At 48.9% G+C, this 15,012-nt stretch carries 14 protein-coding genes; all 14 read right to left on the bottom strand.

What is annotated here, in order from left to right; translation table 11 throughout:
- Positions 1–85: 85 nt before the first annotated feature.
- Positions 86–301 (bottom strand): YlzJ-like family protein, encoded by a 216-nt coding sequence (locus NSS95_RS06280; RefSeq protein WP_014098515.1) that lies wholly within the window; start codon positions 299–301, stop codon positions 86–88.
- On the bottom strand, positions 298–1,035 hold the full coding sequence (locus tag NSS95_RS06275; RefSeq protein ID WP_014098516.1) for a ClpP family protease: 738 nt from the start codon (positions 1,033–1,035) through the stop codon (positions 298–300). Before NSS95_RS06275 ends, NSS95_RS06280 begins: the two co-directional genes overlap by 4 nt.
- A gap of 213 nt (positions 1,036–1,248) precedes the next feature.
- Positions 1,249–2,919, bottom strand: a complete 1,671-nt coding sequence (locus NSS95_RS06270) for a ribonuclease J (RefSeq protein WP_326244195.1) — start codon at positions 2,917–2,919, stop codon at positions 1,249–1,251.
- A 477-nt stretch (positions 2,920–3,396) separates the two neighbouring features.
- Positions 3,397–4,269 (bottom strand): 4-hydroxy-tetrahydrodipicolinate synthase, encoded by an 873-nt coding sequence (gene dapA / locus NSS95_RS06265; RefSeq protein ID WP_046720791.1) that lies wholly within the window; start codon positions 4,267–4,269, stop codon positions 3,397–3,399.
- Between the two features lie 72 nt (positions 4,270–4,341).
- The gene (gene dapG, locus NSS95_RS06260) at positions 4,342–5,586 is read right to left on the bottom strand and encodes an aspartate kinase (RefSeq protein WP_017551547.1); all 1,245 of its coding nucleotides are present in this window, start codon (positions 5,584–5,586) and stop codon (positions 4,342–4,344) included.
- A 267-nt stretch (positions 5,587–5,853) separates the two neighbouring features.
- Positions 5,854–6,900, bottom strand: coding sequence for an aspartate-semialdehyde dehydrogenase (locus NSS95_RS06255; RefSeq protein ID WP_026104627.1), 1,047 nt, complete (start codon positions 6,898–6,900; stop codon positions 5,854–5,856).
- Positions 6,901–7,004: 104 nt separating this feature from the next.
- The gene (locus NSS95_RS06250; RefSeq protein ID WP_014095403.1) at positions 7,005–7,610 is read right to left on the bottom strand and encodes a dipicolinate synthase subunit B; all 606 of its coding nucleotides are present in this window, start codon (positions 7,608–7,610) and stop codon (positions 7,005–7,007) included.
- Positions 7,601–8,509: a dipicolinic acid synthetase subunit A gene (dpaA, locus tag NSS95_RS06245; RefSeq protein WP_258435310.1), complete on the bottom strand. Its 909-nt coding sequence runs from the start codon at positions 8,507–8,509 to the stop codon at positions 7,601–7,603. The genes NSS95_RS06250 and dpaA overlap by 10 nt, the downstream gene beginning before the upstream one ends.
- Before the next feature lie 119 nt (positions 8,510–8,628).
- The gene (locus NSS95_RS06240) at positions 8,629–8,874 is read right to left on the bottom strand and encodes a YlmC/YmxH family sporulation protein (RefSeq protein ID WP_014095405.1); all 246 of its coding nucleotides are present in this window, start codon (positions 8,872–8,874) and stop codon (positions 8,629–8,631) included.
- A 66-nt stretch (positions 8,875–8,940) separates the two neighbouring features.
- Positions 8,941–10,179 carry a M16 family metallopeptidase gene (locus NSS95_RS06235; protein ID WP_014095406.1) on the bottom strand — a complete coding sequence of 413 codons (1,239 nt, stop codon included), beginning with the start codon at positions 10,177–10,179 and terminating at the stop codon, positions 8,941–8,943.
- Positions 10,180–10,203: 24 nt separating this feature from the next.
- Complete coding sequence (locus NSS95_RS06230; RefSeq protein WP_014095407.1) at positions 10,204–11,310, bottom strand: polysaccharide deacetylase family protein; 1,107 nt, start codon at positions 11,308–11,310, stop codon at positions 10,204–10,206.
- Positions 11,310–13,424, bottom strand: coding sequence for a polyribonucleotide nucleotidyltransferase (gene pnp / locus NSS95_RS06225; protein WP_014095408.1), 2,115 nt, complete (start codon positions 13,422–13,424; stop codon positions 11,310–11,312). The genes NSS95_RS06230 and pnp overlap by 1 nt, the downstream gene beginning before the upstream one ends.
- 230 nt (positions 13,425–13,654) lie before the next feature.
- Positions 13,655–13,924, bottom strand: a complete 270-nt coding sequence (gene rpsO / locus NSS95_RS06220; protein ID WP_013859138.1) for a 30S ribosomal protein S15 — start codon at positions 13,922–13,924, stop codon at positions 13,655–13,657.
- A gap of 112 nt (positions 13,925–14,036) precedes the next feature.
- The gene (gene ribF / locus NSS95_RS06215) at positions 14,037–14,999 is read right to left on the bottom strand and encodes a bifunctional riboflavin kinase/FAD synthetase (RefSeq protein WP_014095409.1); all 963 of its coding nucleotides are present in this window, start codon (positions 14,997–14,999) and stop codon (positions 14,037–14,039) included.
- Positions 15,000–15,012 lie beyond the last annotated feature (13 nt).

Genomic DNA, 15,012 nt, shown 5'->3' with positions numbered 1-15,012 from the left:
CTTGCCTGCCGGAACGGGATGCAAGAAAGCAGCCTGTGTGGCTGCTTGTTTTAACATATTATAGCATATTTGCGGCCCGGGTGGTTTACGGTCCGAAATGGCGAATCACATTTCCGGGTGCAAGCTCCGGATTCAGATAGTCGAAAGGATTGGAGCTGAGAATGCGGGTAATCCGGTACCCTTCATCAAGCTGCTCTGCCAGTACCGGCACGCCTTTTACGTTTAACATTTTAATTTTATTCCAGGCGTTTGCATCTTCAGGAAAAATCAGCTCCTGCGGCATCATCGTATAGAGAATCATTGGATCAGCCCCTCTTTCCCTTTTTCATCCCGGTATTTTTCAATGAGGCTGTTTAATTTGCCAAGCGCTTTGCCAATCCCGCCCACTTCATCAATCAAACCGTACTGGACGGCTTCCTGACCGACAATATTGGTGCCGATATCCCTTGTCAAATTTCCTTTCGCAAACATTAAGTCCTTAAAAACCTCTTCTTCCACATGCGAATGCCGCGTCACAAACTTGATCACCCGTTCCTGCATTTTATCCAGATATTCAAACGTTTGCGGGACGCCAATGACAAGGCCTGTGAGCCGGATCGGATGAATCGTCATCGTCGCGGTTTCAGCAATAAAGGAATACGAACAGGATACAGCGATCGGCACGCCGATGGAATGCCCCCCGCCGAGCACAATCGAAACAGTGGGTTTGGAAAGGGAAGCAAGCATTTCGGAAATGGCAAGCCCGGCCTCCACGTCCCCTCCGACCGTGTTCAGAATGACGAGCACCCCTTCAATTTTCGGATTTTGTTCAATCGCCACAAGCTGGGGGATCATATGCTCATACTTTGTCGTTTTATTTTGGGGCGGCAGCTGCAGATGCCCTTCAATCTGGCCGACGATGGCCAGGCAGTGGATATTGGAGTCCTGCCCGAGCTGCGGCACATTTGTCTGGCCGAGCTGCTGGATTTTCTCTACAAGCGCGGATGCCGCATTTCCTTCTTTCGGTTCTTCTTTATTCGGTTGCTGGTCGCTCATTTTTCTAAAACCCCTTTTTGCCTGTAATGTAAGGGCGTGACGCCTTTACGCCTTATTATTTGCATGGAAGGGGTTTTCATACGGAAGCCCCGCGGTTTCCGGAACCGGAAGCGGGGCTTTGCTTTGCATTTTTAATGGTGCACCAGGCGGGCCTTGTGCCGCAATGAGCGCGGGCACGCGGGAACCCCCGCCCCGCCCTCTGTCGTTTAAGCATCAAACTTCCATAATAATTGGCAGGATCATCGGGCGCCTTTTCGTCTGCTCATATAAAAAGGAGCTGAGATGGTCGCGGATCCCCTGTTTAATACTCGTCCAGTCAAAAGCTTCCTGTGACGTGTTCTGCTCCACCACTTCTTTTACGATGTTGGACGAATGGCTGATCAGCTTTTCGGATTCGCGTACATAGACGAACCCGCGCGAGATAATTTCAGGGCCAGCAGCCAGTTTTTTATGCTTTTTATCAAGCGTGACGACGACAACCAATATCCCGTCCTGGCTTAAAAGTTTTCGATCCCGCAATACAATATTGCCGACATCGCCAACGCCGATTCCGTCAATGAGAATATTGCCGGAAGCAACCCGGCTGCTCGCTTGGAATTTGCCGTGCTTGTATTCCAATACTTCCCCGTTGCTGGAGATGATGACTGACTCTTTCGGCATCCCCGTTTTGTACGCCAGTTTTGCATGGGCATACAGGCTCCTGTATTCCCCCTGGATCGGGACAAAGTATTTAGGCCTCATTAAATCAAGCATCAGCTTTAAATCTTCCTGGCAGCCGTGGCCGGTCACATGAATTTTCCGGTCGCCCGCGTAAACATCGGCTCCTGTACGGTACAGCATGTCGATCGTTTTCGCCATGAACAGTTCCAGCCCCGGAGACGGCGTTGTGGCAAGGATAACCGTATCCCCTTTTTGAATATTGACCTGCTTATGGTTCTTTTTCGCCATTTTCTGGAGGACGAGAAACGGTTCCCCCTGGCTCCCTGTTGTCAAAATTGCCAGTTCTTCGTCCCGGTATTTTGAAATTTGTTGGAGCGGGATGATGAGATCCTCTGTCCGGGCCTGCAAGTATCCCAATTTTAATGCAATTTTATATATTTTTTCAAGATAATTTCCGACAAACGCAACTTTGCGGCCGGTAGCAGAAGCCGCATCGAGCACTTGCTGCACCCTGATTAAATTCGAGGCAAAGCTTGCGATAATAATCCGGCCCTTCGCATCGTAGAAAGCATCCGTTATTTCTTCCGCCACAACAGACTCATGGGTCGTGTACCCTGGATGTTCCGCTTCCGTGCTGTCGGATAGTAACAGCAGCACGCCTTCTTCACCGATTTTCGACATTTTTCCGATTTCCGAACGATAATGCCCGCCCAGTTCCTGGTCAAATTTAAAATCGCCGGTATACACAATATTGCCTTCCGATGTGGAAATGCAAATGCCGACCGAGTCGGGAATGCTATGCGTTGTTTTGAAAAAGTGAATATCGCAAGCATCAAAATGGAGAACCGTGTCGGCATTGATTTCCGTAAAGCGGATATGCTTTTTCACTTTTAATTCCTTCAATTTTTCTTTCGCCAGCGCGACGGTAAACTTTGTGGCATACACCGGCACGTTCAGTTTCATCAGGATATACGGCAGGGCGCCAATCGCGTCCTCATGCCCGTGTGTCAGGAAAATCCCTTTTATCCGCTGCCTGTTTTCCATTAAATAAGTAAAATCCGGGATGACGATATCGATCCCGAGCATTTCGTCTTCCGGTAGCATCAGCCCGGCATCGAGCACAAACAGATCCTCTCCGGTTTCCACCACGTACATATTCTTTCCGATTTCACCAATTCCTCCTAAAGGAATGACCTTAATGGTTTCGTTTTTTTCCTTACGCAAAATTCTTTTCCTCCCGTGTTGTCTGAAATTCTAGAGCAGGAATCACGTTTCTTTTTGATAGATCGCAAAGGGTTGCCGGATTCCGTCCGATACGGCTTTGCGCATATTCAAGTTTCCGGCATAAAAATAAGCGGCCGGCTCTCCCGCCGCATCCCTTTAAAAACGTCATGCCTTGCATGAGGCGCCCGCACGATCACTTGCACCGTTCCAGTTCTATCGAAAAAGACTTTCTGAGCCCGTAAAAATAAATTGCTGTCCGATCCTTTCTCTTATGTATAGCTTAACCGAAAAGGGTATATCCGGTCAATGAAGAGCGTGTGATATTTCTATCGACAAATGCTGCCCATTTCCGCTATCTGCTGTTTGCCGGAAGATTCGCAGAAACGGGGCCTGTTTTCCTTTCCCGAAGCCGGTATGGGATCACTTAAGCAAAAGAAAACGGCCCTGTCCGTTTTTCCGGAAGGGCCGTTTTTTTGCTTAAAGATCGCCAAGCAGGCGGTGAATGGTTTCCCGTTCTTCTTTTGTTAACGGAACGAGCGGGAGGCGGACGCCGCCGACATCCATCCCTTTTAATTGCAAAGCGGTTTTGACCGGTGCCGGATTAGGCGCCATAAACAGGCCGCGCATCAATGGAAGCAGCTTTTGATGCAGTTTTGCCGCTTTTGTTACATCCCCGGCAAAAAAGGCTTGCACCATTTCCTGTAGGGCCGGGCCGGCAACATGGGAAGCAACCGAAATCACACCCGCCCCACCGATTGAAAGCACGGGAATTGTCAGGCCATCATCCCCGCTGTACAATTCAAAATCATCCGGCGTACGGGCAATAATTTGCGCCATCGCATCCAAATCCCCGCTTGCTTCTTTTACCGCAACGATATTCGGGATTTTGGAAAGTTCGATGATCGTTCCCGGTTCAATATTGACAGCCGACCGGCCAGGGATGTTGTAAATGACAACCGGGAGGCTCGTGGATTCTGCAATCGCTTTGAAATGGGCATACATGCCAGCCTGGTTCGGCTTGTTATAATACGGGCCGACAGCCATAACGGCATCCACGCCGCATGATTCCGCACGCTTCGTCAATTCGATCGAAGCATACGTATTGTTGCTCCCTGTTCCGGCAATGACCGGTACCCGCCCGTCTGACGTTTTCACAACCTGCTTGAACAGCGCGGTTTTTTCCTCAGGCGAAAGTGTCGGGGATTCCCCCGTTGTTCCAGCAACAACCAAAGATTCTGTCCCGTTTTCAATTAAATAATCAACCAGCTTTGCCGCCTTTTGCAAATCCAGATTCCCTTTATGGTCAAAAGGCGTCACCATTGCCGTTGAAACTTTTCCGAAACGACTCATACTTACACTCCTCATCCTGCCAGGTTTTGCAAGTTGCAAGGTGAAAACACCCGGCAGAAAATCTTTCATTTTTTACGCATGAATTTCATACGTTTCCGTTTCGCTTTCTAAATTAAAGGCATCATGAAGGGCATTGACCGCTGTAACCAGATCTTCCTGCTTCACCAGCACCCAGATGGTTGTATGGCTGTCAGCAGACTGTAAAATCCGGATCCCTTTTTCGGAAAGCGCCGACACGATTTTATACGTGATACCCGGCACGCCCGCAATCCCGGCGCCGACAATCGATACTTTGGCGCAGTTCCGTTCAATTACCGGTTCATGCCCCAGTTTTTTCAGCACCGCTTCAGCCCGGTTTGCCACCTCTCCTGAAACCGTGTAGACAACGCTTGTCGGGGAAATATTGATAAAATCGACACTGATATTTTCAGCAGCCATCGCTTTAAACACAACCGTCTGCAAATCATACTGCCCGTCTTTTGCATATACTTTGATCTGTGAAACATTCGGTACATGCGCAATTCCGGTAACAGTGCGTTCTTTTATATCGGTCCCGAGTTTCTGACGGTGGCTTAAAGATGTGACAAGCGTACCGATATCGTCGGAATAAGTGGACCGGATGCGGATCGGCACTTTCGACTGCATCGCGATTTCAACGGCGCGCGGATGGATCACTTTTGCGCCCTGATAAGCCATATTGCAGACCTCGTTATACGTGACAACCTGAAGCTTCCGCGCATTTTCAGCAATCCGCGGGTCAGCTGTCATGATGCCTTCCACATCGGTAAAAATATCAATCCACTCCGCCTGAAGCGCAGCACCGAGCGCCGCAGCGGATGTGTCACTGCCCCCGCGTCCAAGCGTGGTGACGTCCCCGTTTTTTGCGGCTCCTTGAAATCCTGCAACGACGACAACATCGTGCAGTTTCAGTTCACGCAGGACACGGTCGCACTTCATGTCCGTGATTTTCGCATTGGTATGCTCCGCGTTCGTGTGGAAACCGGCTTGCGCACCGGTCAGGGCACACGCACTGATGCCGTGTGCGTTTAACATATTGGCAAACACAAGGCTGGAGATGATTTCGCCGGTTGACAACAGTAAATCCTGCTCACGCCTGCTTAAACAGGTGTCGGATCCGCCAACGAGTGACAGGAGCGTATCTGTTGCATACGGTTCCCCTTTGCGACCCATCGCCGAAACGACGGCAACCACCTTATAGCCTTCTTCCAGCGCTTTTTCTACATGATGTTTGGCATGCATTCTTGCATCATGATCCCGTACGGATGTGCCGCCGAATTTTTGGACAACGATTTTCAATGAAGAACACCTCTGTTATGAACTGATAAATAAGAACAGTGATTCCGGTAACGTGCGGGCTTTGCCGGCCGTTTTTTTGCCAAAGGCCGTTTTAAGGGCCGGCCGTTTTTAAACCGTTTCCTTCCCGGCCGGAAAGGAAACGGCATACGTGTCCATAAAATATATCAGGAAATGGAACCCTCTCCGATACCGGATTCCGGCATAACTTTTCTTTCCCTATATCTTATCACCAATATTGCAAAAAGGTCAGCCTAAATTGTCCACAAATCAGATGAGCCCCATCCTGATCAGGCTTTCCGCAATCTGGATGGAATTTGAGGCAGCGCCTTTCAGCAAATTGTCGGAAACAACCCACATATGGAATCCGTTGTCTTCATCCGGGTCTTTGCGGATCCGCCCGACAAATGTGTCATACTTGCCGACCGCATTGACGGCCATCGGGTAAATCTGTTCTTCGGGGCGGTCTTCCAGTACAACACCAGGTGCAGACGCGAGCACTTCCCGGATCTGCCCAGCATTTATGCCGTCCTTTTCGGTTTCAAAATAAACCGATTCCGAGTGGCCGGTTGCAACCGGAATCCGGACGCATGTGGCGGAAACTTTTAATTCCGGCATATGCATGATTTTTTTCGTTTCGTTGATCATTTTCATTTCTTCAAATGTAAAGCCGTTGTCCGTAAACACATCGATTTGCGGGATGGCATTAAACGCAATCTGGTAATGCTTTTTGTCACCTTTTACCGGCAGTACATGCGGCTCGTAAGTCTGCCCTTCAAGCAACGCCTTCGTCTCGTCGTTCAGCTCCTGGATGGCAGCCGCGCCCGAACCGGAGACAGCCTGGTACGTGGAAACGAGCACCCGCTTCAGGCCGAAATTTTTGCGGACGGGTTCCAACGCAACAACCATCTGGATCGTCGAGCAGTTCGGATTGGCGATGATGCCGTTATGTTTTTGAATGTCTTCTTCGTTTACTTCCGGGACCACAAGCGGCACTTCTGGGTCCATGCGGAAGGCGCTCGTATTGTCAATGACAATTGCCCCGCGTTTCACCGCTTCCGGCGCAAACTTTTTCGACACGCTCCCGCCTGCGCTGAAAAGGGCGATATCCACTCCTTCAAAGCTTTCCGGCACCGCTTCTTGGACCGTAATTTCTTCCCCGTTTACCGTTATTTTTTTGCCGGCGGAACGCGAAGATGACAGCAGCGTCAATTTGTTATACGGAAATTTGCGGTTTACCAAAGTTTTAATCATTTGCTGGCCGACAGCGCCGGTTGCCCCGACAACAGCTACGTGATAACCTGATGTGTTTGCCATTGGCGTATTCCCCTTCCAATTCCAAAACCAAATTCATTTTTATAGCTATTATTGTATCACAAGTCTTCCGGCACCGTGTGTATTTTTTTAATTTTAAATCGGTTTCAATTTGATTTTCCGTCGCGGAAACGTTCGACAATGACAGGCTGGATTTGTTTCCCCTCGAGTGCAAGCGAAACCGTATCGACAAGGGCAGTCATTCTCGCCACCATTGAATTCGGTTTGTTGACCGGGTCGTCCTGCCCGTACGGAATAAAATAGATGTTTTTCGTTGCCATCAGCCGCATCAAATTCACGCCGTTTAATCCGAGCGCATCATTGGTCGAAATGCCGAGCACAACCGGTTTCAAATTGCGGAGCGTCGCTTTTGCCGCCATTAGCACTGGGGAATCAGTGAGTGCATTAGCCAGCTTGCTCATCGTAAATCCGGTCAGGGGCGCAATCACCATGCAGTCAAGCGGCAAGGTTGGCCCGAGCGGCTCGGCTTCAACAATCGAATCAATCGCTTTTTGCCCGGTGCATTTTTCGATTTTTTCCACCCATTCCGAGCCTTTGCCGAATCTTGTATCCGTCGTTTTCACTGTGTGCGTGACAACCGGGATGACTTCTGCCCCCAATGCCACGAGCTTTTCAATTTCAGGAAAAACAGCCGCGTAAGTGCAATGGGAGCCGGTTAAGCCGAAGCCGATTCTTTTACCCTTTACATCCATGGCGATGACCCCTTTCTTTTTAAAACGTCTTCTTCAATCAGCCGGCCGAGCACATTTCCGAGTATCCGCCCAGCTGTTTTTGGCGCGACAATGCCGGGCAGGCTCGGTGCCAGCATCGCTTTAATGCCGCGCTTTTCGGCATATCGGAAATCCGTCCCGCCCGGTTTGGAGGCAATATCCAGAATGAGCGTATGCGAAGGCATCTTTTGGATAACGGATGCATTGACGATCAAGTGTGGAACCGTATTAATGCAGATGTCAATGTCTTTTACTTCCTGTTCAAGATCGTTTAAATGAAAAGGCGCAAGTCCCATCTCCGTTATCCTCGCAAGATGTTCGCTTTTTCTCGCGCCGACTTTCACCTTCGCACCGAGATAGTGGAAAGCACGGGCAACGCTCATTCCGACCCTGCCAAGGCCGAGGACGGCAACGTTTGAGCCGTGAATCGTAAATTCCGTGTTCTGGATGGCCATCATGATCGTTCCTTCAACGGTCGGAATCGAATTATAGATGGCCACATCGTCCCGTTCGAATAGTTTCACAAGGCGGCGGCCCGCTTTTTTCGCAATTTGTTCCAAATAAGGATTACTGATGCCGGTATAGATTGTAAAATAAGGCGGCGTTTCAGCCAGCATATCACCGGTCAGCACAACTTCTTCGTTTGAAAAAATCAAATCGATTTTCCCGTCATCCGCTGTCCCGGTAATCGGCAAAATGACGCAATCCATTTCCGAAAACCGGATATCTTTAAATTTTTCTTTCGTGACGCCGGAATACACAAAATCAAGCTGTTCAAATCCGATCAATGAAATTTTCGCATCGAGATCCGCAAGTTTCCGGATCACTTCCAATTGGCGCGCATCTCCGCCTATGATGGCAATTTGGACGCCGGTCAACAAATGCCTCACCTTCTTTTCCATGTGCATGGGGAATTCCCCATATCTTATGGCGGCAGCATGTTTTTTGTGAAAAAAGGCAAAGAAAAATGCCGGAATACCCGGCATGCTTCTTTGCCTTTTTAATAGCTGTACTGGTTTTCAGGCACTTCCAAAATCATCATATCGGCACCAATCGTTCTGATCCGGTTCCACGGGACGCGGATCTCGTTCGCCTGTTTTTTAAACCGCCTTCCGACCGGGATGATCAGGGCCTCCACTTTTCCGCTCGCTTCATCAATTTCAAGGTCCGTTGCGCCCAATACCCCGAGCCGTTCCGCTTTTTTAAAATCGACCATTTCTTTTCCGCTGAGTTCGCTGAGCCGCATATTCCCCCTTCTTTCTCTCATGGACTGATTCCATTTTATGCGGGGGATGGAAAAGATATGCCGTCTTTAAGACAACCGCTCCGGCAATTTTCCGTCCGGGCTGATTAAAGATGCCGAATACGGTTTGGAGAAAATCTCCCTCGCACAAGCATTGACTTTTTCCACGGTGACACGGTCGATTTCCTCGAGCATTTCATCAAGCGAACGGTGCTTCTTTAATAACAGTTCGTTCTTTCCGTTCCGGCTCATGCGGCTGTTCGTGCTTTCCAGGCTGAGCATGAGGTTCCCTTTTAACTGTTCCTTGCAGTTTCGCACTTCTTTTTCTGTTACCCCTTTTGCTTTCAGCGTCTGCAGCGTCTCCTGCACCGTCTCAAACAGCTCGTCCAATTGGGAGGCGCCCGTTCCGCCGTAAATCGTTAAAATGCCGCTGTCCTTATAGGCGGTATGGTAGGAATACACCGAATATGCAAGCCCCCGCTGTTCCCGCACATTTTGGAAAAGGCGGGAGGACATGCTGCCGCCTAATATATTATTCAGGACAATCAGCTCATAAATATCGTCACTGCCGATTTTCTTCCCCTCAAATCCGAGGCAGAGATGGGCCTGTTCTGTTTCTTTTTTGCGCGCAAGGTCATTCGTATGAAAAACGGCCGTTTCGCCGCCTGTCTCTTCCTTCCCGCCTTCATAGGAACCGAACAACGCTTCAATCTCCTTTACGAAAGACGGCAGCACATTGCCGGCAACGGAGACGACAACGCGGTCAGGGGTATACATATCATATACATATTGATGGAGATCGTCGCTCGTAAACGATGCAAGCGTTTCTTCCGTCCCTAAAATCGGATAGCCGAGCGGATGGTTTTCATAAATGGCCTTGCCAAGCAAATCGTGGACAATATCGTCCGGCGTATCTTCATACATTTTGATTTCTTCATTGACAACGCTTTTTTCGCGTTCCATTTCATCTTCTGAAAAAGTGGAGTGGAAAAACATGTCCGACAGAATTTCAAGCGCGAGCGGTGCATGCGTGTCGAGCACTTTCGCATAAAAGCATGTATATTCTTTCGACGTAAAAGCATTCACCTGGCCGCCAATGGCATCAAAGGCCTCGGCAATGTCTTTTGCGCTCCTTTTTTCCGTCCCTTTGAAAAACATATGCTCAAGAAAATGGGAAATGCCATTGTTTTTTTCATTTTCATTTCTCGAACCGGTGCCGATCCAAATGCCGATCGCAACCGAACGGACAGTTGGAATTTCTTCCAGTACAATCCTCAAGCCGTTATGGCAAGTATATTTTTGTATCATGTTGTGCCTCCTCGCAGTCTCATTTCACTCTGTGCCGTCTTTTGTATCAGCGGGATCCTTTTCGCTGTTTAAAAATGTTCCGTCCTCATTTTTAATGATTCTTTCCTCATCGAGCAATTTTGAAACGGTTCCGACTTGTAAATTTTTCTTTTCCAGCCTGGCAATCAACGGTTCCAACGCTTTCGCTGTAGAAGCGGTCGGATGCATTAAAATAAGCGAACCGCCCTGTGCTTTCGCAGTCACGCGCTCTACAATCGTCTCCGGGGAGGGGTTCTGCCAGTCGACCGTATCGACCGTCCACATGATCGTTTCCATTCCCATTGATTTTGCGATGCTTACCGCTTCATCCCGGTAACTGCCGCTTGGCGGGGCAAACCACTTCACTTTTTCTTCCGTAATCGCTTCAAGCACCCGGTTTGTCTTCACCAGCTGGCTTTTGATCTTTGATTCCGGCAAAGTGCTAAAATCGGGGTGGGTATAGGAATGGTTCCCGGTTTCATGCCCGCCGCTTACAATCATGCGGGCAAGCTCAGGGTTTTCTTTTGCCCATCGCCCCTCTAAGAAAAAGGTAGCATGAAGATGATGCTTTTTTAAAGTTTTTAGCATATCCGGCAAATATTCATTCCCCCATGCGACATTGATTAAAAAAGCAACCATTGGTTTATCCGGATTTCCCGTATAGACGGGGGCCGGGTCCAGATCTTTAAGGTGGACGGCAGGGGGAATTTGTTTAAATACCAGTTTGCGTTCGTCGTAACGGCCGTCCTGTTTCATTTTCGAGTAAGAAGCTTTTTTGTCCACTTCCACCCCGTTATAGCCGGGGATCGCCTTCCAAACCCTGTCAATCTTGGCATTTTCCGGCGGACGGTAAAACCGTTCTGCAGCCTGTTCAATTTTTTCCTGAAGCTCGTTCTCTTTTGTGCTAAAGGCGGCCCGCTCCTGCAAATACCGGGTGGAAAGCGGATTTCCCGCAAGCAACAATGCTAGAATAGCAATCAAGCCAAGCGCAATCAAGCGTTTTGCTTTATTCACGTTATTTTCCCCCTTCTTTAAAAAAAGTATGAAAAGGGAAAGGGGCATAGAACGGGCGCGCGGGACAAATAAAAAAAGCCAGGGCTCCCTGACTTTCATCACGATTTATTTTCTTTTTTTTGCTGCTCCTTTAAAACAGCTTTGCGGGAAAGGTTGATGCGCCCGTGGCTGTCAATATCCGTCACTTTGACCAGAATTTCATCGCCGATTTTGACAACATCTTCGACTTTCCGGACGCGTTCTTCGGCGAGTTCGGAAATGTGGACAAGGCCGTCTTTGCCGTTAAAGATTTCCACAAAAGCGCCAAATTTTTCGATCCGTTTTACTTTACCGAGATAAACCTTGCCGACTTCGACTTCCCGGACAATATCCTCAATCAATTTCTTCGCTTTGTTGTTTGCCTCTTCGTCCGTCGAAGAAATAAAGATGGTGCCATCCTGTTCAATGTCAATTTTCACGCCGGTTTCGTCAATGATTTTATTGATTTGTTTACCGCTTGGCCCGATGACGTCGCGGATTTTATCCGGATGAATGGTCATCGTTAAAATCTTCGGCGCATAGACGGACAAATGGTCACGTGTTTTCGAAATCGTCGACATCATATGGTCGAGAATCTGCATTCTGCCCTTTCTCGCCTGCTGCAACGCTTCTTCCAGTATCTCCCTTGACAGTCCTGCAATTTTAATATCCATTTGCAGCGCGGTGACGCCCTTCGACGTGCCGGCCACTTTAAAGTCCATATCGCCGAGATGGTCTTCCATGCCCTGGATATCGGTTAAAATCGTATAATGTTCGCCGGATTTCACAAGCCCCATCGCAATCCCAGCAACCGGCGCTTTAATCGGAATGCCGGCATCCATCATGGCAAGGGTGGATGCGCAAATGCTTGCCTGTGAAGTGGAGCCGTTCGATTCGAGCACCTCGGATACAAGCCGGATCGTGTACGGAAATTCTTTTTCATCCGGAATGACCGGTTCCAGCGCACGTTCACCCAGTGCCCCGTGCCCGATTTCGCGGCGGCCCGGCCCTCTCATTGGCCCGGTTTCCCCGACGCTGAATGAAGGGAAATTGTAATGGTGCATAAACCGTTTTGACTCTTCAATGCCGAGCCCGTCCAAAATTTGCACGTCGCCTAAAGCGCCTAACGTACAAATGCTTAAAGCCTGTGTTTGCCCGCGGGTAAACAACCCGGAACCGTGCGTGCGCGGCAAAACCCCGACTTCGGAGGAAAGCGGCCGGATTTCATCGATTTTGCGGCCGTCCGGGCGAATTTTATCGACCGTGATCAGCTTGCGGACTTCTTCTTTTTCAATATCGTGCAAAATTTGTTTAACCTGCTTGACCGTTTCTTCATCGGCTTCTTCTGCTTCAAATTGGGCAAGCACCTCATCGCCCACTTTTCTGATCGCTTCTTCGCGCGCTTTCTTCTCATGAACCTGGATGGCTTCAATCATTTTTTTCCGGCACATGCCGCTGACTTTTTCCACCAGTTCTTCGTCAAGTTCGAACAATTCGACAGCCATTTTCTCTTTTCCGATTTCTGCCACAATTTTTTCCTGGAAAGCAATCAGGCGCTTGATTTCCTCATGCCCGAACATGATCGCTTCAAGCATCACTTCTTCCGGCACTTCTTTCGCACCCGCTTCAACCATATTAATGGCGTCTTTTGTGCCGGCAACGGTTAAATGGATGTCGCTTTTTTCCATCTGTTCCACGGTCGGGTTGATGAGGAACTTGCCGTCCACCCTTCCGACGATGACGCCGGCAATCGGGCCTTCAAACGGAATATCGGAGACGGAAAGTGCGAGCGAAGACCCGAGCATCGCGGCCATTTCCGGCGTGCAGTCCTGGTCGACGCTCATGACCATACTGACAACCTGCACTTCATTGCGGAAGCCGTCGGCAAAGAGCGGGCGGATCGGCCTGTCAATCAGCCGACTTGACAAAATGGCTTTTTCGCTCGGGCGCCCTTCTCTTTTGATAAAGCCGCCCGGAATTTTCCCGACAGCATATAGCCGTTCCTCATAATTTACGGTCAGTGGAAAAAAGTCCACATTTTTCGGTTCTTTAGAAGCGGTTGCTGTACTGAGGACAGCCGTTTCGCCGTAACGGACGAGTGCAGCACCGTTTGCCTGTTTTGCGAGCTGGCCGATCTCCACGGTGAGCGGGCGGCCGGCCCAATCTATCGTATAGGTATGTTTATCCTGTACCATACAGATGAAAATCTCCTTTCTTTTTGCCTATATTGTTTCACATTTATGCAAAGATAAGCACGGGTAATGATTCAAAAACGAATCAACCGTTTGCTATGTATGTACAAGCCGCGCCAGGTCAGTGCGAAAACCCGGCGGCAATTTGAAATACATCTGTTCCCAAAATTAAGGGGGGAAAAACACATTGCAAAAAAGCGGGAATACTCCCGCTTTTTGCATTCTGCATTTTTTTATCGGCGCAAGCCCAGCCGGTTAATCAATTCACGGTAACGATGCACATCTTTATTGCGCAGATAGGTCAACAAATTACGCCGTCTCCCTACCATTTTCATCAAGCCGCGGCGTGAATGGTGGTCTTTTTTATGGACACGCAAATGATCGTTCAATTTGTTGATTTCTTCTGTCAATACAGCAATTTGCACTTCCGGAGAACCGGTATCGTTCTCGTGGATTTTAAATTGGTTGATGATTTCATTTTTACGTTCTTTTGAAATCGCCATCCTGTTCACCTCCTCTGTTTCCTATCCCCTGTTGCCGAGCAGGCGTCGGTGAGTCGCGCTGCCAAGCACAGGTTCCGGTACTGTAATAGAATACTACTTTTTCGCACAAAACTCAAGTAGCAGTTCCCTGTTTTTCAAAGTAACGCCTTGCTGCCGTTTCATCCCGTTTCATTTCTTCAATCAAGTCCTCCACGCGGGCGAACTTTTTCTCTTCGCGGATGCGCGCAAGCCATTTGACAACTGCTTCTTCCCCGTAAATGGTATCGGAAAAATCAAGCAGATACACTTCTGTCGTTTTTTCATATTCTTCCGGATTTTTAAACGTAGGATTGTAGCCAATGCTGCATAAGCCGTTATGCCACGTATCCGCGACCTTCATTTGCACAATGTATACCCCGTTTGGCGGCAGCATATACGACGCGGTAAGCTTTAGATTTGCCGTTGGAAACCCGAGCTGTCGTCCCCGCTTCTCCCCATGGACGACAATGCCTTTGATCTCATAATCGCGCCCGAGCAGCGGCTTCACTTCCCCGACTTTTCCTTCCCTGATTTTTGACCGGATCAGGGTGGAGCTGACTTTTTCCCCGGTATTTTCAAGGGCCAGTTTTTCAATCACCGTAATCCCGAACCTGCCGTTTGCATATTCAGGGAGATTCTCCATATTGCCTTTCCCGAATTTGCCGTATGTATAATCAAAACCAGCAACAACATGTTTCACACCGAGTGCGGCCAGATATTGGTCGACAAATTGCTGCGGCAAAAGAGACGCAAAACGGGAGGTAAAACGGACGACGAACAGATAATCGACACCAAGTTTTTCAATCAACTTGATCTTGTCTTCAAGCGGTGTAATCAGTTCAATGCCATCCTTTTTCTTTCCCAGCACAATAGAAGGATGGGGTTCAAATGTCATGACGGCGCTTTTCCATCCGTTTTTTTCAGCGATCCCGCGGGCTGTTTTAATCACTTTCTGATGTCCGAGATGGATGCCGTCAAAATAACCCAATGCGATGGCAAGCGGCGGAAAATCGCCGGGTTTAAAGGAATGGGGATGATGGACCGTTATTGTTTTCAAAATTTCTCACCTT

Origin of the sequence: Weizmannia sp. FSL K6-3076, from assembly GCF_038007245.1 — a bacterium.
GTDB lineage: Bacteria > Bacillota > Bacilli > Bacillales > Bacillaceae_C > Weizmannia > Weizmannia faecalis.
This window is presented reverse-complemented; position numbering and strand designations above follow the sequence as displayed.